Annotated in this window: 19 protein-coding genes and 1 tRNA gene; 7 read left to right on the forward strand and 13 right to left on the reverse strand. The window is 53.9% G+C overall.

All coding sequences use genetic code 11. The features are described 5' to 3' along the window. Nucleotides 1–3: 3 nt before the first annotated feature. The 3 genes from HY913_15940 to HY913_15950 are packed head-to-tail and all read right to left on the reverse strand — an operon-like array spanning nucleotide 4 to nucleotide 3,005. Complete coding sequence (locus HY913_15940) at nucleotides 4–1,212, reverse strand: ABC transporter permease (protein MBI4964768.1); 1,209 nt, start codon at nucleotides 1,210–1,212, stop codon at nucleotides 4–6. Continuing rightward, the gene (locus HY913_15945; protein MBI4964769.1) at nucleotides 1,209–1,907 is read right to left on the reverse strand and encodes an ABC transporter ATP-binding protein; all 699 of its coding nucleotides are present in this window, start codon (nucleotides 1,905–1,907) and stop codon (nucleotides 1,209–1,211) included. Before HY913_15945 ends, HY913_15940 begins: the two co-directional genes overlap by 4 nt. An 18-nt stretch (nucleotides 1,908–1,925) precedes the next feature. Continuing rightward, nucleotides 1,926–3,005 (reverse strand): efflux RND transporter periplasmic adaptor subunit, encoded by a 1,080-nt coding sequence (locus tag HY913_15950; GenBank protein ID MBI4964770.1) that lies wholly within the window; start codon nucleotides 3,003–3,005, stop codon nucleotides 1,926–1,928. Between the two features lie 314 nt (nucleotides 3,006–3,319). Between HY913_15950 and HY913_15955 the strand changes: the two genes are divergently transcribed. After that, entirely contained in the window at nucleotides 3,320–5,002 is a 1,683-nt protein-coding gene (locus HY913_15955) for a radical SAM protein (GenBank protein MBI4964771.1), read from the forward strand. A gap of 210 nt (nucleotides 5,003–5,212) precedes the next feature. Beyond that, entirely contained in the window at nucleotides 5,213–5,350 is a 138-nt protein-coding gene (locus tag HY913_15960; GenBank protein ID MBI4964772.1) for a hypothetical protein, read from the forward strand. Nucleotides 5,351–5,478: 128 nt separating this feature from the next. Here HY913_15960 and HY913_15965 read toward each other — a convergent pair whose 3' ends face one another. After that, entirely contained in the window at nucleotides 5,479–6,441 is a 963-nt protein-coding gene (locus HY913_15965; protein ID MBI4964773.1) for an arsenic resistance protein, read from the reverse strand. 28 nt (nucleotides 6,442–6,469) lie between these two features. Next, the gene (locus tag HY913_15970; protein ID MBI4964774.1) at nucleotides 6,470–6,904 is read right to left on the reverse strand and encodes a C_GCAxxG_C_C family protein; all 435 of its coding nucleotides are present in this window, start codon (nucleotides 6,902–6,904) and stop codon (nucleotides 6,470–6,472) included. Nucleotides 6,905–7,027: 123 nt separating this feature from the next. Here HY913_15970 and HY913_15975 point away from each other — a divergent pair, with 123 nt between their 5' ends. From HY913_15975 to HY913_15985, 3 genes are all read left to right on the forward strand, one after another. Further along, complete coding sequence (locus HY913_15975) at nucleotides 7,028–7,924, forward strand: LysR family transcriptional regulator (protein ID MBI4964775.1); 897 nt, start codon at nucleotides 7,028–7,030, stop codon at nucleotides 7,922–7,924. A gap of 77 nt (nucleotides 7,925–8,001) precedes the next feature. Then, nucleotides 8,002–8,469 (forward strand): thermonuclease family protein, encoded by a 468-nt coding sequence (locus HY913_15980; protein MBI4964776.1) that lies wholly within the window; start codon nucleotides 8,002–8,004, stop codon nucleotides 8,467–8,469. A 117-nt stretch (nucleotides 8,470–8,586) separates the two neighbouring features. Next, nucleotides 8,587–9,006, forward strand: coding sequence for a CoA-binding protein (locus HY913_15985; GenBank protein MBI4964777.1), 420 nt, complete (start codon nucleotides 8,587–8,589; stop codon nucleotides 9,004–9,006). 74 nt (nucleotides 9,007–9,080) lie between these two features. On the opposite strand, the gene HY913_15990 is transcribed toward HY913_15985, so the two are convergent. Beyond that, nucleotides 9,081–10,301: an amidase gene (locus HY913_15990; GenBank protein MBI4964778.1), complete on the reverse strand. Its 1,221-nt coding sequence runs from the start codon at nucleotides 10,299–10,301 to the stop codon at nucleotides 9,081–9,083. A 723-nt stretch (nucleotides 10,302–11,024) separates the two neighbouring features. On the opposite strand from HY913_15990, the gene HY913_15995 reads away from it, so the two are divergent. Continuing rightward, the gene (locus HY913_15995; protein MBI4964779.1) at nucleotides 11,025–11,372 is read left to right on the forward strand and encodes a hypothetical protein; all 348 of its coding nucleotides are present in this window, start codon (nucleotides 11,025–11,027) and stop codon (nucleotides 11,370–11,372) included. 270 nt (nucleotides 11,373–11,642) lie between these two features. Here HY913_15995 and HY913_16000 read toward each other — a convergent pair whose 3' ends face one another. Both HY913_16000 and HY913_16005 read right to left on the reverse strand, forming a co-directional pair. Continuing rightward, a complete protein-coding gene (locus HY913_16000) occupies nucleotides 11,643–13,172 on the reverse strand; it encodes a 5'-nucleotidase C-terminal domain-containing protein (GenBank protein MBI4964780.1) in 1,530 nt (509 codons plus the stop codon). 127 nt (nucleotides 13,173–13,299) lie between these two features. Continuing rightward, nucleotides 13,300–13,377: transfer RNA gene (locus tag HY913_16005), tRNA-Pro, on the reverse strand. A 752-nt stretch (nucleotides 13,378–14,129) separates the two neighbouring features. Between HY913_16005 and HY913_16010 the strand changes: the two genes are divergently transcribed. Continuing rightward, nucleotides 14,130–16,331 carry an ankyrin repeat domain-containing protein gene (locus tag HY913_16010; protein ID MBI4964781.1) on the forward strand — a complete coding sequence of 734 codons (2,202 nt, stop codon included), beginning with the start codon at nucleotides 14,130–14,132 and terminating at the stop codon, nucleotides 16,329–16,331. 16 nt (nucleotides 16,332–16,347) lie between these two features. On the opposite strand, the gene HY913_16015 is transcribed toward HY913_16010, so the two are convergent. From HY913_16015 to HY913_16035, 5 genes are all read right to left on the reverse strand, one after another. Beyond that, on the reverse strand, nucleotides 16,348–17,139 hold the full coding sequence (locus HY913_16015) for an orotidine 5'-phosphate decarboxylase (protein ID MBI4964782.1): 792 nt from the start codon (nucleotides 17,137–17,139) through the stop codon (nucleotides 16,348–16,350). Next, a complete protein-coding gene (locus tag HY913_16020) occupies nucleotides 17,136–18,530 on the reverse strand; it encodes a sigma-54-dependent Fis family transcriptional regulator (protein ID MBI4964783.1) in 1,395 nt (464 codons plus the stop codon). The genes HY913_16015 and HY913_16020 overlap by 4 nt, the downstream gene beginning before the upstream one ends. Then, complete coding sequence (locus tag HY913_16025; protein MBI4964784.1) at nucleotides 18,523–20,241, reverse strand: PAS domain S-box protein; 1,719 nt, start codon at nucleotides 20,239–20,241, stop codon at nucleotides 18,523–18,525. Before HY913_16025 ends, HY913_16020 begins: the two co-directional genes overlap by 8 nt. Nucleotides 20,242–20,280: 39 nt before the next feature. Then, nucleotides 20,281–21,768, reverse strand: coding sequence for an AMP-binding protein (locus tag HY913_16030; protein MBI4964785.1), 1,488 nt, complete (start codon nucleotides 21,766–21,768; stop codon nucleotides 20,281–20,283). A gap of 262 nt (nucleotides 21,769–22,030) precedes the next feature. Further along, on the reverse strand, nucleotides 22,031–22,531 hold the full coding sequence (locus HY913_16035) for a hypothetical protein (protein ID MBI4964786.1): 501 nt from the start codon (nucleotides 22,529–22,531) through the stop codon (nucleotides 22,031–22,033). Nucleotides 22,532–22,886: the final 355 nt, after the last annotated feature.

Raw genomic sequence — 22,886 nt, forward strand, 5'->3', positions numbered from 1 at the left:
ATCTCACCTGAGGGCGTCGATGGGGTTGAGGTTTGCAGCTCTCTTTGCCGGCTGAATCCCCGCAATAAGTCCAACGATGATTGCGCTCACCAAAGCCAGTGCGATAGGTTCCCACATCAGGGCTGTCGGCAGTTTTATGAAACCTGACAGAGCCTTGAGCCCGATCAACCCCAATATGATGCCTAGAACCCCTCCTATGGCGGCAACACTGACCGCTTCCATCAGGAACTGGACAAGAATATCTCTTTTTCGGGCACCCACTGCTCTACGAATGCCAATCTCCCCCCTGCGTTCGTTTACTGCGATGAACATGATATTCGCGATGACTATCGCGCCCACTATAAGCGAGATGCCTGTCACCAATACGAGAAAGAGGCTGAAAGTCGTGGAAAGCTTCGATGCAATGACCATGACCTGGGTTGGCGTCACGATCGTGAAGTCATCTTCTACGCCTGTCGGAAGATTGTGGCGCTCCCGAAGAAGCGCTCGAACATCGTTGACGGTTTGAGACATCCTGGAGGGATCGTGCAATGCAATCTTTATCATGAACAGGTAATCCTGATTAAAGACCCTTTTTTGGCCGGTGGACAGAGGTATAACCACACGGCTGTCCATATCGACACCTACAGCCGAGGCTCCTCTCGCCTCAAGGACACCAATGATCTCGAAAGGATTATTTCCAAGCAGGATCTGCTTCCCGACCGGATCCTCATCTTCAAAGAGGTCCTTCTGAATGGTCTTGCCTATCACCGCCACTCGGGCCAATCTTCCGGCGTCTTCTTCGGAAAGAAACCTGCCGACCTCGGGCGGTGTGTTCCAAACGGACGACCAGTTGGTATTCGCTGCGATGAGCACTCCGTAGGAACTCTTGTTGCCGTATTTCACAGGAAAATCTCTCCGGTTAATCTGCGGGCTAACATCCCTGACGTTCGCAATCTCGGACATCATGGCCTGGCTGTCCTCCACCCTCAACGTTGTGGGGACCGCTTGCGGAACGCCGGGTTTCCTGCCGGAGCCGGCCATGACCATGATTTGATCCAGACCCCACTTTTCAACCTTGCCCATGACCTCGGCTCTTGCCCCGAGCACCGAAGACGCGATGATGGTGAGTGTTGCCACGCCGATTATGACGCCCAGCATCATGAGGAAAGTCCTTGTCTTGTTTTCCGCCATGGCGCTTAGGGCTTGTACACTCAGACGAAGTGTTCTCATTGGGCCACCTCCGCCAATGGACTCGCGGTGGGGCGGTCGCTGGAAATTCTGCCGTCCTTCATCTGGATTACTCGGTCGGCTTGAAGCGCCACTTCCATGTCGTGAGTCACGACTACCAGGGTGACTCCGCGGGCATGCAGTTCCCGGAATATCTTGATAACTTCCTCACCGGAGGATGAGTCCAGGTTTCCCGTGGGCTCGTCAGCGAGGATTATGCGAGGGTCATTGATGAGGGCCCGCGCGATTGCCACTCGCTGCTGCTGCCCGCCCGACAACTCCCGCGGCAAGTGATCCACGCGATCTGCAAGGCCCACGGAGGTCAGGACGGTAAGTGCCCGTTCCTTCATATTTGAATCGGCGTCGCTGTAGATGAGAGGCAGAATTACATTTTCCCACGCGGTCATCCTGGGAAGAAGATGAAAAGACTGGAAGACAAAGCCGATCTTCTCATTCCGTATTCTTGAGAGTTCGTCGTCGTCCATGTCATGTACCGGGACACCGTCCAGGACATAAGTCCCTTCCGTCGATTTATCCAGGCAGCCAAGAATGTTCAGTAGAGTGCTCTTTCCCATTCCTGATGGGGCCATTATTGAAACAAACTCGCCTTCGTGAATGGTGAGGGTAACATCTTTCAGAACGCGCACTTCCATGCTGTCTTTTTGAAATGTTTTTGAGAGATTGGTCACCTCTATCATCGTCTACCTCCATGAGGGTTACTTGCGGGGCAGGTCGCCTACAATCACCAGGTCGCCTTCCCGCAGCCCGTCGAGTATTTCCGTATAAGACTGGTCTTTCCATCCAACGTCCACGTATCGCCTATCCGGCAGGCCCTTATCCATTACAAGCACAAATTTCCTTTGCCCTTCGCGCTGCACGGCTTTATTCGGCACCGTGATGACCCCTTTGCGCTGGTCGAGGAAGATCAGCACGTTGGAGGTCATGTCCGGCATAAGCTTGCCTTCCCTATTGTCCACGCTTATCGAAGTGATGTAGTAGACGACGTTGTCCTGGATGGTGGCAGAAGGATATATGGACGTGACCTTGCCCTTGAACTCGATGGCCGGGTGGGCTGCGACGGTAAAAATCGCTTCCTGATCGACCCTGACCTTACCGATGTCGTTCTCGTCCACATAGGCCAACACTTCCAGGCGATCGAGATCAATGATTCGGATGAAGGTGGGGGCATTGAGTCCCGTTGTAACGGTCTCCCCCTGAATCGTGTTTACCGATGCCACGGTCCCTTTAATCGGAGCAGTAATGGTTGCGTACGAGAGCAGGGTCTTTGAAAAATCAAGTTCGGCTTGTGCTTTGAGGACCCGTGCTTTGGCCATTTCGTACGACGCTTCCGTCAGATCGAATTTCTGGGCTGCGATCGAGTCAGCGGCATGCAGTTGTTTGTCCCGGTCATAGTCCTTTGCTAAGCGCATTTCCTCGGCCTTGGCTTCGGCAAGGATCGCTTCCTGCAACTTGACCTTTGCAATCAGATCGTCCTGCTCAATTTTGGCTATGACCTGCCGCGCAGCCACCTTATCGCCGACGTTGATGGGCAACTCCACAACCTTCCCCGGAGTCCTTGCCCCAACTTTCACGTCGGCCCCCACCATAGGCTTCACGATGCCGGTTGCCTGGACGGTTGCCCCAAGATCACGCTTCAGGACCTTCGCCGTCTTGTAATCCTGTTTGGGTTTGACGGACACACTCCCGTTGACCAAATAGACCCCCGCAGTCAGGAGGCCTGCGGCAATCAACACGAGGATTCCGATGAATTTAAATCGCGATTTTTTTGGCGCCATTGTTCTGATCTCCGCAAGGTCCATCCGCTCGGGCATATTTTTTACATCCCCACTGTGCCGCGCGTTTTCCCATTATCGAGTCCTGAGCTTTGTGTCTGCTGTTTTCGACATTTTGCGGTCTGTCTCTTAATCATAAATACAGGCTGGATAGAAAAAACATGCGGTGCCGCGAGAAAAAATTCATAAAGATAGAAGTTTCCCAAAGTTGCGGTTGGCCCTGGCCACGAATGCCTTGACGGCAAAACCGAGGTTCCCGTCCAAAATAGGACATGAGGTGTCGTCGCGGAGGCCCTTCCCGTGGTACAATCGCGACCATGACCAGACGCGGCGAAAAAGGAGCCATCATCAGGCCTCGCGGGCCGGGGCTGTCGGTGGCTTTGGTTTACCCCAATGTCTATAGGGTGGGTATGGGAAACCTGGGGTTCCAGTTCCTTTACAGGTACCTGAACTCGCAGACCGATTTTTCGGCAGAACGCTTCTTCTGGCCTGATGCGGCCGCGGCCAAGGACGGACGCGGGCGCGGGCCGTTGTCCGAGGAATCGGGCCGACCGCTCAGGAACTTCTCTGTAATCGCCTTTAGCGTCCCTTTTGAAAGCGATTACCCGGCCGTGCCGGGAGCCCTCCTTGCCGCGGGAATTCCCCCGCTGCAACAGGAAAGAGGACCATCAGATCCTGTGATCATCGCGGGAGGCGTCTCGGTTTCCATGAATCCTGAGCCTCTGGCGCTCTTTCTGGACATGGCGTTCATCGGCGAGGTCGATGATCCCGACTCCCCGGATGCAACCTTCTTTTCCACCCTGTTCGAAGCATTGCAGCAATCGAGAAATGCTCTGGCGGACAGGAAGGAGTTTCTCAAACAGTTCCGCAGCCTGCCGGGAGCTTATATCCCCTCGGCCTATACCTTTGAATATGCGGAAGATGGCGTGATAACAGCGATTGTCCCTGACGCGGGTTTTCCTGCGCGTGTTCCCGCTGTAAAGCGACGATCGAGAGAATCACCGGTGCCTGTGTCAGTGCTGTTCACCAGTGAAGCCGAGTTCGGGGAGAGCCTGCTCGTGGAAACAAATCGCGGGTGCGGCAGGGGTTGCCGCTTCTGCGCCGCAGGTTGGATACATTTCCCGGTGCGCCACGCTCAGTTCGCCGGATTCCGGCAAGAGGTGGATAAAGCCCTCGAAGCCGGCAGAACAGTCGGTCTGATTGGATCGGACCTTGCCGGCCATCCTGAGCTGGAGGACATCCTCGCTTACATAGTGGCCAACGGAGGCCGATTCTCGCTGTCGTCGATCCGGCCGGAAGGGCTTACGCCGCGAGTGATCGAGCTTCTGGCCGCAACCGGGCAGAAGACCGCAACCTTGGCCCCTGAAGTGGCTTCCCCGCGCATGAAGTCCGTCATAGGGAAAAACATCCCTTCTGAACGTTTCTACGAGTTGGTGGAAAAACTCGTCATCGCAGGTATTCCAAATATTCGTTTTTATTTTATGGTCGGCCTACCCGGTGAAACCGACGAAGACTGCTCGGCAATTGTGGATTTTGTGGTCAAGAGCCGGAACGTGTTTGTGGAAGCTTCTCGGAAGTTGAAAAAGATAGGTCACATATCGATCCAGGTGAACCCTTTTGTTCCCAAGCCGTGGACCCCCTTTCAGTGGGCGGCCATGGAGCAACCCAAGATGCTGGAGCGGCGCGTGCGGATAATTAGGGATGGCCTCAAGGGAATACCTAATCTGGTGGTCCGCGTTGAATCGGTCAGGCAGGCATTTGATCAAGCGTTTCTATCCAGAGGAGACCGGCGGATAGCCGCCACAGTGCTACAAGTCGCAAAGCAAGTCGCTCGCTGGCCAGGGGTGTTCAAAAAGGGGGGAATTGACCCGGAATTTTACGTCCTCCGCGAGCGCAACTCGGACGAGATGTTCCCCTGGGAAGTAACAGATCATGGTGTCGCTCGGGATGTTCTTCGTACCATATATCAGAAAGCGATGGGGCGGTTCTTTGAAGAGTGATCGGAAACAGCCGAAGTGCGGCCATTTGGGGGCAGGCTCGGAGAGACTTTCTCACAACAGTGCTTCAAGGCTCCATCCTTAGGTCCCCCATGTTGCCTCGTACTCCGCCCCAAGATCTCCTATCACTTACGTTTTCATAAAAGTTGCCAAAAACAGCGGGTTGTGATATAAATTTCCAGAGGATTATTAGAGATATTGTACAGCAGAACCATGAGCGATAAAGAACAACAGACGGCAACCTCCGAGCATAGACTGCACCTGTTGTCCAAGGAATTGGAAGAAGCCACGGAGCAATTTCTGTCCAAGATGGCGGAATTGGAGAAGCTCCTGGTCTTCATCGAAGAGTGATCCGGTCTCCCTTCATCTGTAGCATCTGCCGTCGCTCGCATAACCCACAAGATGCTCCTTCTGCCCGCCTCCGCTAGTTATTTCGTTCAAGCCTTGTTTTGCGCTTCTGACCGAACCCTCGTCCCCAATCACGTCGTCTTCCCTGTCTTAAGCGCAACTATGCCCAGCAGTATCGGCAACTGGACCAACGGCCCGGCAATTGCGTTGACCAGGCCCGCATCAGGGCCGAACGTTGACAGGCTTAGTGCCAAGGCAATGGCGTTATTCTTGGCAGCAGTACTGAAGGTGAGGGCCACGGCATCTTCACGACTGGAACGAAGCATCCTTCCAAGGAGATTGGAAAGAAGAAATAAGATCATCAGAAAGGCAGAGACAGGCCCTGCGATCTTCAGGATCAAGAAAGGTTCGTCCAGAACCCGATCGCCATGAAGAACTGACATGGTGAACAGGAATAAACAGAGCCCAAGACCGGAAAGGGGTTTGATCCGTTCCGTGGTCCGGCGAAAAGCGAGGTCTCCCCTTGTTGCCGAGACAATTCGGCGAGTAAGCATCGCGACAGTCCAAGGAATCATAATAATAAGACAGAGGTGTTGGAGGATGAGCAGGGCGGGGAATTCCATCTGGGGCCCGATTAACCACTTTGCCCACAAGGGTGTAATTCCGAGGCTGAGAATGCCGCCGATGCCGGAAATCGCGACCGTCAGGCTGACATTGCCCTTCAGCATCCCCGTGAAGGCCGGGGCCATTCCTCCACCCGGCACCATGCCGTAAAGTGCTATGCCGGCCACGAGTTCAGGTTCACTGCCCCGGACGAACAGATGCAGCAGACCATAGATAAGGAGAGGCGACACCAGGAAATTTAAGAGGAGGGCCGCGGTGACCAGCCAGGGCTCCGCGAACGCTTTCTTGATACCTGCAAAATCCACGTCGAGCATTGCAGGGTAAAGCATTAGGAACAGTGCAACGTATGCGATCGACTGAATCCATTGCGGTCTGAAATGTCGCCCTACCGACAAGCCCAAGAGCGTGGCCCCCAAAACGCACCATGCCAGTGATATCCTGATGTTTCTTTTGCCCCTCCCCACAATCATTTTGGTCTCCTGGAGCCGCGCCTAACGACTATGGTTTTAACAGCTCTTCCAGCATCATGGCAGCATCTCTCACAAATGCCGGGCATAGATTCCTGACCAGTTGTTGGTCCTGGATTTTTTTGGTCCCCTCCTCTGTGCTCATGTCAGCACCTAGCAAATTCTTACACTCGCTTGTCTTGTGGCGTGTTTCAAAGCGCTTGAAGAGTTCCTGTACACGTGAAAAAGAGGCTTTCCTTGCCTCACCTTCGTCCTGATCGTCTCTTGCAAGTCCCAAAACTAGCACAGCGGCGGTTACCGCTCCACAGGTCCGGGCCATACGTCCCATTCCGCCACCAAGCGTTCGGCCCAACTTCCTGGCCATATCGGAATTCAGTCCGTATGGTTCTCCGAAAACGGTGAGTATCGCCTGCGAGCAGTTCAGTCCATTGGCAAAAAGTTCCACGGTTTTTTCCGGATTATTCATCACTAAACCTCCTCGTCTTGACACAGGGTACTTATCTGTGTAGTAGATTATTAAGAACTAAGTATCGTTTCAAACGATTTGTTTCGATGCACTGGATCGAAAATTTTGGTCAATGGATGGCCGATGGAAATCCGGCACTTCAGAACCTTTCTGACCGTGGCCAAACTTCTAAGCTTTAACAAGGCCGCGGAAAGACTCAATTATGCCCAATCGAGCATCTCCGCTCAGATCCAGGCACTTGAAACAGAGCTTGGTGTGCAACTGTTTGATCGGCTGGGTCGGCGTATCTTGCTTACAGAGGCGGGAGAGCGTTTGATACCATATGCCGAAAGAATCATCGATCTGGCCGATGAAACGCGGGCCGAGATAGGGGGTGACAGAGAGCCCGAAGGATCTCTGAACATCAGGATCCCTGAATCTTTTGGTATATATCGCCTGCCCCCTGTCATCCGTGAGTTCAGTGCTCGTTTCCCTCAGGTTCAGCTTAATCTGACGACATGTGCCCATGAAGGCCTCCAAAAGGACCTTTCCAAAGGTATAACGGACCTGGCATTCCTGCTTGCGGAATCCTTCCAGGCTGCGGATCTTGAGGCCGAAGCAGTGGGTTTTGAGTCCCTGGTGTTGGTGGCAAGTCCTGGTCATCGCCTTGCCAAGGAAAGACTGGTCCGCACTCGCGATCTCGCAGGTGATACCTTGCTCTTGAGCAAGGTTGACTGCAGCTACAGGAGGCTATTTGAGCGGATTTTGGAAGAGGCGGGCGTTTTTCTGAAACTCGGCGGCACCTTCCACAGCGTCGAGACTCTCAAAAGGTGCGTGATGGAGGGTACCGGGATCACGATTCTGCCCCAGGTATCGGTCTCTGAAGATATAAAGAGAGGACGGCTGGTTCCGTTGGCATGGGAAGAGGGTAAGCTCGAAGTAGCCACCCTTATGATCTGGTCTAAAGGCAGATGGCTCTCTCCGACTCTGAAGGCTTTCACGGAAGTCGCTAGGAAGGAATTGAAAGGAAATTCGAACTGAAAGAAACAGGACCTCATGTTTGGAAAATCCGGCTTCAGGAAAGCTTTCACACAGCAAGAACTCGGAAGGCGGCAGGATTGAAAAGGACGGCAATCTGCTTAGCTTCGGCAATACTTCTAGTCTTCCCGGCTTTCACTTTTGCCTGGTCCGGGAAAGTGGTCGAGGTTCACGACGGTGACACCATCTCGGTGATGCATTTTGGAAGGGCCGAAAGGATTCGGTTGTTCGGGGTCGATTGTCCGGAACACGATCAAGACTTCGGAACGAGAGCCAGTCAGTTCACCGCCGATTTTGCCTTTGGCAAGATAGCTCAAGTATTGCCCGCAGACCGCGACGAGTACGGCCGCACTGTGGCATGGGTCAGTGTGGAAGGAAAATCCTTGAACAAAGAGCTTGTCAGGGCAGGGCTTGCATGGTGGTACCGCCGTTATGCGGAGGATAATCTTGAACTGAGGGACCTTGAATCCGAGGCGCTCAAGAACAAACTGGGTTTGTGGTCGAAACCGAATCCAGTCCCACCCTGGCTATTCCGGCGTACTAAGTGAAATCAGGACCGATATTCAATTGAAAGTAATTGTCCGGGACACCCTTTTGAACAAAAAAGTCTCCCCCGCAAACCACTCGTGAAGTATATTACGATCAAAATCTGGGGGTGAAAGATAATGGCATTACCGAATATTTCCGACGCGGACCTGAAGAAATTGCTCGAGGGTGCTAGATCCATCGCGGTGGTGGGCATTTCAACGGACCCGTCCAAGCCGAGCAACAGGGTCGCCTTATATTTGAAAAATCACGGGTACCGCATAATCCCTGTAAATCCCGCGGCCCAGGAAGTACTGGGTGAGAAAAGCTATCCTGACCTAAAATCCATCCCTGAGCCTATAGACGTGGTGGACGTGTTCAGACGACCTGAATTCTTGCCTCCGATAGCAGAAGAAGCCGTAGCGGTAGGCGCCAAAGTGCTTTGGATGCAGGAGGGTATCACGAACGAAGATGCTGCCAAAAAGGCGAAAGACGGAGGCCTGACGGTAATACAAGATGCTTGTATGCTGAAAGAGCACTCGCGGCTGATCGGGAAATGACCTCCGTTGGTAATATCATTCCGTCGCATTGCCCAGAACGAGCCGCTCGCGGCATGTGGCTGGCCATTTCGGCATTACTTGAATAGCTCTGAGGCCACCATTTGTGCGGCTGCCACCAGAAAGGCGTCCCTCCCCTGCCCTGCAAGCAATGACAGACCAACGGGAACGCCAGAGGCATCGGCCACGGGAAGCGTGACCTGGGGCAGCCGTCCGATTCCTGCAATGGCTGTCATAGACAGGGTCCTGGGGAAGTATCTGTCTGTGGTGCGGTCGATTCCCAGAGAGCCCTTATTTGGAGCGAGGGTCGGTGTGGTTGGCATGCACAACAGATCGTTGGGCCCGAGAAACTCTTTAAGGAGCGAAAAACAGATCTCCCGGCTGCGCAGGGCCTTCACGATGGTCTGCCGATCCATGTTTTTGACAAGCTCAAAGTTCACTCGGGTCCGCGCGCCGAATTCGGGTTTGGCGTCTTGCACCCAGCCCCCCAGACAACTCCAGATTTCCGCCCACTGAATGTGACAATAAGTGTGATACCAACCTCTTAACCCCGTCTCGGACGCTTCCTCACCAATTTCTTGGAGAGAAGTTTTCCTTACTTTTCCCGGAAACAAGGCCTTTATCATTTCTACCGGCCTCGCAACAGCGTCTTTGACCTCGGGATCGCAGGCGGCAAAGGCTTCTTCGAGCAAATGCACGGCGCCTACTTCAACACCGGGGGGGATGTCGCATGCCAACAGCACAGACGCGGCTTTTGCCAGCACCTCGCAATTGCAGGCCAAGACACCCACAGTATCAAAGGTAGGAGCGAGAGGATTGACCCCTGCTACTGAAATCCTGCCGTGGCTGGGGCGCATTCCGAAAATCCCGCAATTGCTTGCGGGGACCCTTATTGATCCGCCTGTATCCGTTCCAAGTGCAAAATCGGCCATTCCGCATGCCACAGCAGATGCAGATCCGCTGGATGATCCGCCTGGAACGCGGTTCGGCGCTTTGGGATTCAATGGCGTGCCATAGAAGGAGTTCTCCCCGTCCAGCCCGAAGGCCAGTTCGTCCGTGATGGTCTTCCCAATACATGTGGCGCCGGCAAAGAGAAGCTGATCGACGCATACAGCGTTGGTAGCCGCTACTGGATGGGTGTCGCGCCAGGTGGGGTTGCCGCAGGAAGTCTTGTATCCCTCTAGGTCGATAAGGTCTTTAGCGGCAAATCTAAGGTCGGTCAAAATCCCCGAGCCCTTCGGTTCTACCGTTACTGTCTCAACGAAGGCACCGGACGGTTCCAGGTCGGGACGCTTCAACGCTTCGGTCATATCGAATTCCTTCCCCTGAGGTAATCAAGCTGAGAGCCGCTTGCACAATACAAGCATCGCTATGCGGTTCAAAGCTTGCTTGAGTGGTGAGACGCCAAAGGCTAAGAGGGCCTTACCGTGACGGATATATTAAGAAATCTGGCCGTGTATTCGAACTTTTTTTGACAGTGTGTAAAAAAAATCGACAGGGACTTTTGGAGGAGGGACCCGGCTTTTTGGCTCCCGGACCGCCGAGAAAACATCCTCCTGTCGCGGTACGCTAATTGCAACTTTGACTTTTACCGCACCCTAGTCCCGCGAACCAGGGGAGTAAACATCAGAGGGGAGCAACTCAAGGTGGACCGATTTGACAAGTGCTGGCAAATCAAGAAGTGCGAAGGCAGAGACGGGTGCAAGGTATTCCCTCATTTTGGGCGTTCGTGCTGGCTGATAAAGGCAAAGTTGCACTCGATTTTTTACGACGAGACAGATGCCTGCTGCGGCCAAGACTGCGAGTCGTGTGAAGTGTACCAATGGCACCTGTCTTTCCTGAAAATCCGAGGGCAACAATTCACCCAATTGTCCAAATAGCCGTCAAACTCAGCCTGCACAGAAGCGTAAGGCGACTACGCCTGAAATAAATCTCCTCGTGTGCCGGCGCGCGAACTCTGTGGCCGAATATTCACTCAGGTTCCCAGTTAATCGGTACCTTGATCGAGCTTGAGGCCCAAAATGGTAACTCCGGCCGACGCCAAGGAACTCTTGGCTTCTCTCATCCGCCGAGGCGAGACCCTGGACTCTCACGACATGACAGTCCTGTACGGGTGGATATATTCTTCCTATATCGCACTGGAGCCTTTTCCGTGGGAACATCGAAAGTTTTGTGAACGCTGCCTGGACTCATTCGATCCCCCCGGCAAGAGGTTTGCATCAGGACTATTAGTGCTGAGAGAAGCCCTCGAAAAATCCGATAAAGCGCTTACGATCCGGGAAGCCAAACTCTCCGATGACTATAAGAAGCTCTTGAGACGAGTCCTGGAATGGACAAAGCAAGGCGAGGAACCAGACAAAAGTTTATAGCGGTTCCCGAAAGTAATCACGGATTGAATTGTGGGTGCCACTGCTGGCTTGTCCAGCAGTGCGATTTCATTCCGCGAAGACTATTGAGAATCTCTGTAGATCGATGGATTCATCAGGACCGTGGTCCGAGCAGGCCCCTGCCTGCCGCGCAAATTACCAAAGCTCCTACCATGACGCAGTTCATTTCTTGCGTGGTGCGGGAACAGCCAAGATTCCAATTTTGGGCATGCTCTTCTCCTCCGGCGGGCGGTTCATTCAGGCACAAGCGGCCTACCTGAGTTCATCGATTGTGCTTTGAGTTATCGCTTTCGCATTCTTTATGTAGTCAATCAAGATGTCACTTACCAATATACCGGACTCGTACACGTTTGTACCTTTTTCTTTGAAGAGCGTGTATCCGTCTCCGCCCGCTGCCAGGAAATCATTTATGGCTACTGAGTATGTTTCAGTCGGTTCAAACTGGTGGCCGCGGATCTTTTGAATTCTTACTTTGCCCTGATCGATCTGGTAGGTAATGCCAAATGTTTGAAGCTTCCCCCCACTCCCTTCCCCGAGGTCCGCGCTTCTTTGAAGCACAGCAGCGAGGTCCTCACCTTGGAGCGCCATTCTCACCACGGTGGCGGGAAACGGCAAGACCGTGTACACGTCGTTTAGGGTAATATCTCCCACGTTTAGGCTTGAACGTATGGACCCGCCATTTACAACCGCAGCGTCCGACGCCGCATTCACCGCCATGTTATAAGTAATGAGCTTGCCCAGGTTAGTTTCCCGGTCGGACCTTACCGCGCTTCGGCCGCCCTCCAGATAGACCTCTGTCTTACCTATTACCGTTTTCAGACTGTTGTCCAGTTTCGCTTTGTATTCGGTTATTACTCCGGACACCTCGGGATCTTCTTTGATTGCGGCTGTCAAAGGAATCAGTTCGCCGTGGTATTTCACTATCTTCCCGTCTACTACGTCCGCGTCCAGCTTACCTACATATTTGGCATAAGCCCCGGCCTGGCAGATAAGAGTGTTTCCAACCTTCAGGGGCTTGAACAAAGCGGTATGGGAATGGCCCCCGATGATCAGGCCTATCTGCGGCACTTCTCCCGCCAACCGTTTATCCTCTTCTACTCCCAGATGCGTCAAAGCAATTATCAACCCGTCGTTGCTCCGCCCGCTGACGAATTTCTTGGCGGTCGCTACAGGGTCCTCGAACAGGAGGCCTTTCACATTGCGCGGGTGTGTTGTCTCCGGCGTCTGTACTGTTGTCAGGCCAAAAACCACCACCTTGGCCTTGGCCTCCGGGATCTCTTTGACCACCATCCGGTCGAAGAGGCCCTGCCCTGCTTTAGTCTTTGTATTGGCGCTGAGAAGGGGAAAGCCCATGGTGGGCTTCAGCCTGGATAGAATATTTTCCTGTCCGTAGTCGAATTCATGATTGCCCACCACCATGGCGTTGAATCCCATCATGTTCATCAACTTCACGCCGAGTTCACCCTTGAACGCGGTGGAAAATGGGGTGCCCATGAGGAGGTCGCCCCCATAGAAAATCAACGTTTTGCGGCCGTCAGCCGCGGCTTTGGCTTGCTCCCGGGCAATCACCGTCCTGGCCTTGGCGAATCCCCCAATCAGGCCTTCCGATCCTTTTTCTTCATATGGAAGATAGTGAGCATGCGCGTCATTCATGTGAAGAATCGTAAGTTTAAGGGGCTGCGCGCCCGCTTCCGTTCCGGTCCAGGCGCAGGTGGAAGCCGCAAAAGCCAGGACAATGAGAATTTTCAATAAAGCGGGGAATCTGTGACGGACAGATCTCATGGGCTTTAAATCCTTTGGAGAATTAGCGGGATTTCCGGGTGGGAATTGCCCCGACGGTGCGAGCTGGTAAGGTAATCGGGGGAAGCTATTCAACGTACGAAGCTTCCCCCGCAAATTTCTCTACTCGTGGTCGGGGTGGCCGGATTTGAACCGGCGGCCTCGTGCTCCCAAGGCACGCGCGCTAACCAGGCTGCGCTACACCCCGTAACCTTTTCTTATAAAACGAGGGACACGAAATCGCAAGCAAAGAAAGAGATCTCTCACCGCAGAGATCGCTGAGACCGCTGAGAGTCGGGCCGCACGACTGAGGCTGTCTCAAAATCCTGAAGGCATCCATTCCCCGGTAGGGGCGCTTCGAGAAGCGACATGATTTCGGGCGGTTCACGAACCGCCCCTACAACACATGACACGGTCGCCGGGATTTTTCAGTTTTGAGACAGCCTTGACTGTGCGCCCCGACCCTTCTCTGCGAACTCGGAGCCTGCCCCGAACTTTGATCCGGGAGTTTCTGCCACGAAGTTCTAGCGTTTTTGCACCAACTTTGCACAAAATCTCCACGAATTCTCCTCATCGTCGTCATCACGATTGCACGAACCGATGTCATTCTGGGCCCAGGGGGACAGCCAATGCACTGGGAACCTAATCCATGTACAGAGGTTTTAGAGTTTCTCTGGCAATCACTCGAATGGCGTGTTATGCGGGCAGACAACCAAGACTCCGCATCTGACACGGATCGATCTACTCATTGTTGGGGAGGCGAGGTGGTTTTCCAGACCCTCCATGGCACGGTGGGTCAAGATCATGAAAATCCAAGGCAACAAGCCGGAGCTTTATGGTTTATATGTAGAAAATCTGAATTTGTTGTCAATACGCCGGCGCAAAGAGAGGAGGATTCCGTTGTGTAACAGAGGATTTATCTCTGAGCCGACCCGGTCGAATGCTGCCTTGAGGACATTCATGTTTTCCTTTGCGCTTGCCTTGTTCTTGGCTGGGGCTTTGTCCCTCGCGGCTGATCAGCCATCCCAGTTTGACGGCAGTCACCCCTTGCCGACGGGGCCGGTCGTCAACCATCGGACGGTCGAAGAGGAGCAATTCACGCGGTCTCCCATGGATGCGAAGTCTCTGTTCCCCGCGACCCGCTATCCCTTCCTGCCGGCCCTGGTTGAGAACCGAGACCTTGAACTTTGCGCCACCATTATCAAGGGCGCGCGGGAGCGGTTCTTTTCGTCCGACGCCAATCCCAGAATGACCGGAAAGGCCCAAGACGGCATAACTTGGCTTGAATGGGACAAGGTCGAAGAGGGGGGCCTCGACCTCGACGGAACCGGTCGAATGCAAGCAGTGGTCGGACGCCGATGCACGTGGCCGGGAGGAATGGAAGGAAGTGAATTCTTTGTATTTCCGTCGGTCGGTTCCTTTGACAAGGCCGTAAAAGAACAGGCTTGGTCGGAGAAATCACAGGGCTGTGAAAACTCCTATCGGCACGTCGATAACAAATGGTCTCCCGATGCTCCGGTCATGTATCACCCGTTCGGCCTTTTAGCTGGAGACGATCGCAAAAAGATCGATACGGGCGAAGACTCGTATGGCCATCGTCTATTTCACTGGCGGAGCAGGTATTACTTCTTCGCCGAACCGCCTCCCGACAGAGATCTGAATACAACTCGGCTGACGACCTTCCGCTTGCAGGCGGATGGTAAGGTCGATCCGCGTTGTGTGGTCTGCCTTTCTCCGCACAAAAGTTTAGTTCAGAATTTTCGGAGGATTCCCGGAATCAGCCCGTTCCTCAAGGTGCTTTCAACCATCGGGAATCAAGGTGAACGCTGCCGCGCGTGTAGCGATCATGAAGGAGGGGCAAATGCAGCGGTTGACCGCGCCGCTTTTCGCCCCTGGGCTGTCTCGCGTGCCACGCCAGAAACTTGGTGCAGCTCATATTTTCGGTACGATCATCGGATGAAGAGATTCCTCGAGGATTGGAGCTTCCTCGAGGTCTGGAACCGGCGAGAGTATCAGACGTTCCTCCAGCACATCGATCCGGCCGTGGCCGCACTGGAAAAATATTACGTGAGTGCTTTCGGCCTTGCCAGGGAAGAGGGGAAAAAAGCGGCCCAACGCGTGATTGAGGAGGTCATCGCCGCCTGGTTACTTGTCCCGCACGGTTACGACCCTGAACGAGATCTTTACGAACTGCGGCGTCCACCGCTGAATCGGCCTATATTCGACCGCGACCAGGAGGCGCTCAAAGAGGCACTCCGCAAAGAAAAGGAGCGTAGTCCTGACGGTTCCAGAGACAAGAATCAACCGAACTATTCCGATGCCTCCTCGCTATTTTCGATTGATCGGAAACGGCCTGATATTGAAATTTCTCTCGCTCTGCACGAGGCCGTCGAATGGGAAGAAGGGATGCGCCTCCTCCTCGAAGCGGAGGCAGATCCGAACGCGGGGAACGGATTCGGAAAGACACCACTGATGACGGCCGCGCACATGAACCGCCCTGATACGGTCCGTCTGCTTCTCTCCCAGGGCGCTGACCCGAACCGGAAGACGGTGGAGATGAAGTCATGGACGGGTGACTCGCCCATCCGACGGACGGCAAGAACGCCCCTGATGTACGCTGCCGAAAACGCCGGGACGGAAGTGATGAAGCTTCTCCTTGACGCGGGGGCGTCTTCGGATGAGAGGGACAGCAATGGAGACGGGATCGGTCACTATCTCGCTCGGAATCCACGGTTGACAGAAGCCGAGAAGAGGCTGGATATCCGTGAACTGGTCCGGTCGAGGAGTCGCCGGTCTATCGGGCCGAGTGTTGACTGTAACGAGGCGAAAAGCCAAGTTGAGAAGGCGGTCTGTAGGGACGAAGTCCTGAAAATGTTTGACGGAGAGATGGCGGACGCATTTAGCCGATGGATGCGCTTCGCGGGCTATGAGGCAAGGAATGACCAGCGCCAATGGTTGAAGGAGCGAGAAACGTCATGCACGGAAAAAAACGAGAAACTGGATGTAGGTTGCCTGCAGGACAAGACCAGAAGCCGGGTGCGTTACCTACACAACCGTCTGGCCGAAAGTGCACTGAATGACGGAAAACCCCCAACTGACGGGGACATGATGTCCGACGGCAGGCATGACGACCCAAGGGTGACCAATCAGGATTGCAGATAATTCCTGAACGGGAAGACTACTGAACCGCTTTGTCGCGCAGTTCCGCCACGTTCCGTGCTGCGGCTACCCTGTCCGACGCGGCGAAAATAGTGGATCCCACTATTGCCGCGGAAGAAGGCCCAACTATTTGGGCCCATTCCCGGAACTGCTCCTCAAGAGTTCTCCCCATTCGGTCCTGACGCCCGAATCCGGGGCACCAGATAGGCCTTTGAGTCAACGCTCGATACCGTTGCAGATCCACTGGACGCGTTGCAGGGCCGATGTAACCGTCCGCTCCTAATGCCTCCCCCAACAACAATATCCCTTCTGTGACGTCTGTACATGAGGGTTCGTCAGGGAATTGAAGGTTCATCTCGGCTTTCAACGACGCATAGACCACGTCGGAACGATTCACAGGCCTGGAGAAAAATAGGCGAGCGCCGGCGTGACTCATGAGCGGCAGCAGCAAGACTCCCAGCCCTGCTGTCTTGGCGGTATCGACTGCTTCCGCAACCGATGTTGGGCCGGGAAACCCATGTACAGTCACGTGGGTCGCACCGGAATTTTCAAGGCATTTTATTATCTTCGAATTGGTGCCTTGCCAGGTACCGTTGGCTAGAAATCCGATGTCCGCTACTTTCAAGTCAACCAGAAGAGGTTTGTCCTCAATAAGGTCTCTTATTCTTTGTAGAATTTCCTTGCCCGATTCAAGGAGGGTGGCCTCCGCGATCTTAACTCCGTCAACGATTTTTCCTACCTCTTTCACCGCGGACACAACTTCTTCCGAAGTTGGAAGGTCCGCGGAGAGGATCACCGCATAGTTTCTCATGTATCTACTGTTTCCTCGTGGTCCATTCCCAGCTTAACCAGCCTGTATCGGAGCGACCGAAAAGAAATGCCCAGCAGCCTGGCGGCCCTGGACCGGTTTCCTCCGGTTATCTCCAATGCCCTTACGATGAGCTTCTTCTCCATATTTTCGATGGTTCTGTTCAGATCGATGCCATCAGGGGGAATGTCCGTGTCCGCCGGCGCGGCGGTTGCTTCGGTGGATTCAGCCAATCGTGGGGGCAGGTTTTCCGCCGTCAGTTGGTCGGATTGTTCCAGAGTCACACACCTTTCGATGATGTTTTCCAACTCGCGCACATTGCCCGGATATCCGTATTTACTCAATACGCGCATGGCCAGTGATGACACCTTGTGTATCTCTTTGCCCTGTTCGCCTGCGAATTTGCTTAGAAAGTGGCTTATCAGGATCGGGATGTCCTCTTCTCTCTCTCTCAATGGAGGCAGGCGGATTCGGATCACGTTGAGCCGATAGTAGAGGTCTTCCCTGAAATTGCCATTCTCGATCTCTCTTTCCAGTTTTTTATTGGTTGCGGCGATGACGCGAACATCCACTTTTTTGTCCTCGTTCGACCCCACTCTGCGGAATTCTCTTTCCTGCAAAAAACGCAGTAACTTGGCCTGAATAGAAGGAGGGAGTTCTCCGATTTCGTCGAGAAACAGTGTGCCCGTGTGAGCGGTCTCGACCAACCCCGGTTTGTTGGCCACAGCGCCTGTGAAAGATCCTCTCACATGGCCGAACATTTCCGATTCCAGAAGGGTTTCGGGAATAGCGGTGCAATTAACCGTAACAAAAGGTTTGTCGGCCCTGGAAGACCACTGATGCATCGCTTTCGCGATGAGTTCTTTGCCTGTTCCGGATTCGCCTAAAATAAGAACGCTCGCTTTCGAGGGAGCCACCCGGGAAATCAAGTTGAAGATGTCCAGCATCTCAGGCGACTTGCCAATGATGTCTCCGAACCTATAGCTCTCCTCGACGGACCGTCTCAGATCGAGGTTCTCCCTGCGCAGGCGCCGGGCCTCGAGCGCATTACGGATTATGATGCGCAGGTCTTCCACCTGGAAAGGTTTCGACAAGTAATCGTACGCGCCTTCTCGAACGGCTCTAAGCGCGTCATCAGCAGAAGCGTAGGCGGTTATTGCAATTATGGGGACATACGGGTCAATACTATGTATCTCCCTGATGAGGTCCAGGCCGCTCATTCCAGGCATCCGGACATCCGTGAGAACAAGTTCCGGCTCGGAAAGCCGATAGGTCTTGACGCCTTCCTCCCCCGTAGAAGCGGTACTGACCTGGTAACCCTCCTGAACAAGCATGATTTCCAGGAATTCTCGCATGCTGGGTTCGTCGTCAACAACCAGGATTCTTTCAGCCATGTCTCTGCTCTCTCGTGTCATCTATAGCTGTGTTGGTCGCCAGCGGAAGCCGCAACGTGAAGACCGTGAGCGCGCCGGGAGAACTCTCGGCATCGACCGTTCCCCCGTGTGCCTTGGCAACACTTAGGACGAGGGACAGACCGAGCCCTGTCCCCTTCTCTTTGGTAGTGGTGAACGGCTCGAAAATCCTGTCCCTTATCTCCAACGGAATTCCCACGCCGGAATCCTGGACCTTGACCAACGCTTCCTTAGAACTGGGCTCGGACTCCAGCACTACTCTGATAACCCCGCCGTCCGGAGTCGCATCCAGGGCGTTGGTCAAGAGATTCCACAAAGCCTGCCTTAGACGAGCCGGTTCCCCTTCCACTTCAACGCCTTTGTGGATTCGCGTTTCCAAGGACACCTTTCCTGAAACACGAGGCTCTCTGGCAAACAGATCTACAGTCTCCTCCACAAGATCCGTCAACAGCACCCGGATCTTGCGGGGCGGTTGATCGCTCACAGTCAGCAAAAATTCCCCGAGCAGGGAATTCAGCCGATCCGATTCCCGGATGACAATGTCCAGGAGCCTTCTCTCCGTGGGTACGCTCCCGGAAGTTTGGGCGAGCAGTTCAGTCGCGCCTCTAAGCGATGCAAGCGGATTTCGTATCTCATGGGCCATACGAGCGGCAATCCGCACGAACGCGGCCTGTCGTTCGCTCAAACTCACCCGTTCTTCCATTTTTCTGATATCGGTCACGTCCTGGAAGACTACAAGCCGTCCCGTCGGAACACCATCGCGGTCCTTAAGGTCCGACACTACCAGTTCCAGGTGCTTCTTTTCCCCGTGAATGTCCTTGACGGTTCGATAAGTCTCGCGGCGCATAGCGCTCGTTCTTACCTGGTCGTCGATTACCGGAAAGATATTCCTCAGGGGCAGGCTGACCAGGTCAGGCAAAGGACTGCCCAGCAACGCGCTGCCGGCTGTATTCACGAACGTTATTCGATCATTCTCGTCGGTGGTTACTATTCCGCTGGGAATAGACCGGACTATCCCGGTGTGAAGATCGGAAAGCCTGGTATAATCGCTTTCCTTCCGGCGGAGCGAGATCCTGGTGCTCTGAAGTTGCTCTGCCACCGAGCTGGCTACCACTGCGATGAAATAGAAAAAGGTGACGTGAACTACCAACACCCACAGGATATAGCCCGGCGTATTTCTGCTCCAGGGGCTCATCCACGGCCAATCGGCAGCCGGGATGACATGATAAAATTCCAGGTTGAGAAGCAATCCGAACAGGACCGAGGCCATGGACGCAATAATCAAAGCTCCCCGTCTGTAGTGCAAAATCGCGGAAGCAATAATTGGAAACAGATAGAGCAAAGTGAAGACGCTGGACGCTCCACCTGTAAAATAAATGACTATGGTGACGTAGAAGACGTCCACAATTATCTGGAAGAACGAAAACGCCCACAGATCGATGGCCAACGGGAGAGAGAAAACGTATATGAGGCTCAGAAGAAAGGTCGCAGCGACGAGTATGTAAAGAGGAACGGTTGGATCGACGAAGAACGCCCGAGATTCACGAAACTGGAAGAAAATGGTCGCTCCGAGCAGAAGGGTGGTTACCACCAGCCGGAGCAGCATCATCCACTCGACTCGTTTCCTGAATTCGGGGCCGTCTCGAGTGCCTTCCGGCACAACGAGACTCACGGTGCGCCACAAGATGTTCAAATCGAGATCGCTCCCCGGAGATAGCTCTTGTTGTCCATTCTATCGCCAGCTGGAAGGTTTGCCGTGCTCGTCTCGCACGATTTCTTTTACCACGGTGACCTTGCGAGGACACTTGTATTTGGATAGATACGCCTTGCAGGACCTGATGATCTCTCGCTCTTCTATCTTTGCTCCACTTTCCGGAACAACCAGCGCCTCAATGACCTGACCTCTCATCAAATCGGGCACACCCACCAATGCAACGTCCGCCACATGCGGATGTCGAATCAGGATTTCCTCGACTTCCTGGCAATAGACGTTAAACCCCGATGTTATGATAAGGTCCTTTTTTAGTCCCGTGAGCGTAAGGTACCCTTCTTCGTCCAGGAACCCCAGATCGCCTGTATACAGCCATCCGTTGCGGATCACTCTCTCAGTCTCGGTGGGTCTCCCAAAGTACCCCAACATCACATTGGAGCCTTTGACCGCTACCTCGCCTTCAACTCCCGGAGCCAAGGGTTTTCCTTCCTCGCTGTGAATCTCGACGACGCAGTCGGGAATGGGCTTCCCGACCGTTGGGGGCTTATTAGGAATGTTGATGTTGTTCCACGAAACTACCGGGGATGCTTCCGTCAGACCATATCCGTGAAAGATGTCAATGTCGTACCGAGCGCAGAATTTTTCATAAATCTCCATGGAAAGAGGTGCGCCACCGCTTATGGCGATTTCAAGACTGGAGAGGTCCAAGTCCTTGCAGGCAGGATGATAGAGAAGGCCATAATAGACCATAGGAACCAGGCCCGTGTATGTTATGCGGGCTTTCTTCAACCAGGGAATCAATTTGGGGAAATCCACTTTCTCCACAAGGTACGCCGTCGCGCCGGCCTTGAGGGTACCCAGCAAATTGACCGAGCACCCAAACGCATGAAACAACGGTATCAAGGCCAGCGCATGAGTCTCTTGGCCTCGTCCGCAAACGTCTCTCAAAAGAATTGAATTGGTATCGAGGTTGTTGTGGCTGAGCGTGGCTCCCAGCGCTTTTCCCAGCAACCCGGCCGTAAAAATGATTACCGCGGGATGATCGGGCTTGACGTCGACGGCTCGGAATCGGTCATCAAAGTTTTTTTCTATCTCGTCGAACGAAACCGCGCCCTCGGCGGAATCAGTGCTAACTATGATCTTGAGGTATTCGGAGCGATCTCTTATGCTTTCGATCTTGCTGATCTGATCTTCTTTGCAGACTATGGCAGCAGGTTTGCAATCGGCCAGGTAGTGACTCAACTCATAGACCGTGGACAGCGGGTTGAGCGTTACGGCAAGCGCTCCGATTCTTATTGCTGCAAAGTACCCTGCAACAAGCTCGGGACGGTTACCCATCAACGTGACCACCCGGTCACCCTCTTTGACTCCGGCCTTCACAAGGGCGTTGGCCAACTTGTTTATGGAACCGAGGAGTTCCGCGTATGAAACGGTCCGGTCTTCAAAAACCAGGGCAGGATGGTCAGGCGTATCCTGGGCAAAGCGGTCCACGATCTCGCTTAAATTCATGCTGACTCCCTAAAAAGTAGTTGGAACCGCGCCAGATTACCACGCGTTTGAAGCGAATTCAACGGTGAGAAAGCGATTATCGAAGGTTGTCTGACCTCATGCTCCTTCGCTTCCCCTCCGCGAATTTCCCCCAGGGGTGACAAGGCCGCTTGCGGCAACTCCGTGCAGCCAAGTCATCCACGCTGGAGTCGTGAAGGTCCTGGACAAACGGATATGCCGGAAGCGGCCGGAACCCTCTTCATGGTTTGAAGGCAAACTCGCGTTATCCCCCTGCTCCGACTTTTCTCACAGGGCGCGGGGGAGCGGGGATTTCTGTTACGGCAAACCATTGGGGCCGCAACACGGGGCGCGTCACATGCCGCGGCACGATTTCGGTCCCCGGTACCGGAACCGGAAGCGGCCGTGGACCCAGTACTTGTTTGCTGCCAGGCTTGGAGCTTGCCTGAGGAAAACACTGAACGCAAGGACCGGAGCCCTCGGCACACCCTACCGGCGATTCCGATACTATTATGGGCAGCCTCTGAGGCGCCGGAACCGGCACAGGATAAACCCGCACAGTCGGCCTCGGCACAGGAACGGTCTCCTCGGCCAGACATGGGACCAACTTTTGGTAGTACGTAGTATTGGAGCACGGGTCCGGCTTGATGAAGAAAGTGTACTGGCCGGTAAGTGCAAGAATGTCTTCTCCGAAAGCACAGGCTTGAGAAGCCAAAATCAAAGAGGCAATAGCCACCAACACGACTGTTCTGAGGTAGACCGACATATTATACCTCCAATATACTAATTTATTATAGCATGTTATACCGTAATCATCAAGTCGTTTATTCATCATAAGTAGACGTTAGGTTAAGTGCGGAAAAATCGGGCCGCCCCGCGGCCAAGTGACCTCAACTCCTATCATCTTTTTCGCCGGCTGACCTAGTAAGGCGAGTGCTGATACGGATTCGCCTTCAAACGGTGAAGATTGTTTGATCCAAAATCAGCACGGACCTGAGGTCGCTCAGGTCCGTGCGGGATCCACTTGATCCTTCAGTGTTTGAACGCGACCTGGTATGACGCACTTGCCCGCCCATAGTTTTCTAAAGCCTTTTTTGGCCATAAGCATGACTGTCATCAAT

Origin of the sequence: Desulfomonile tiedjei, assembly GCA_016212925.1 — a bacterium.
In the GTDB taxonomy this organism is placed as follows: Bacteria; Desulfobacterota; Desulfomonilia; order Desulfomonilales; family Desulfomonilaceae; genus JACRDF01.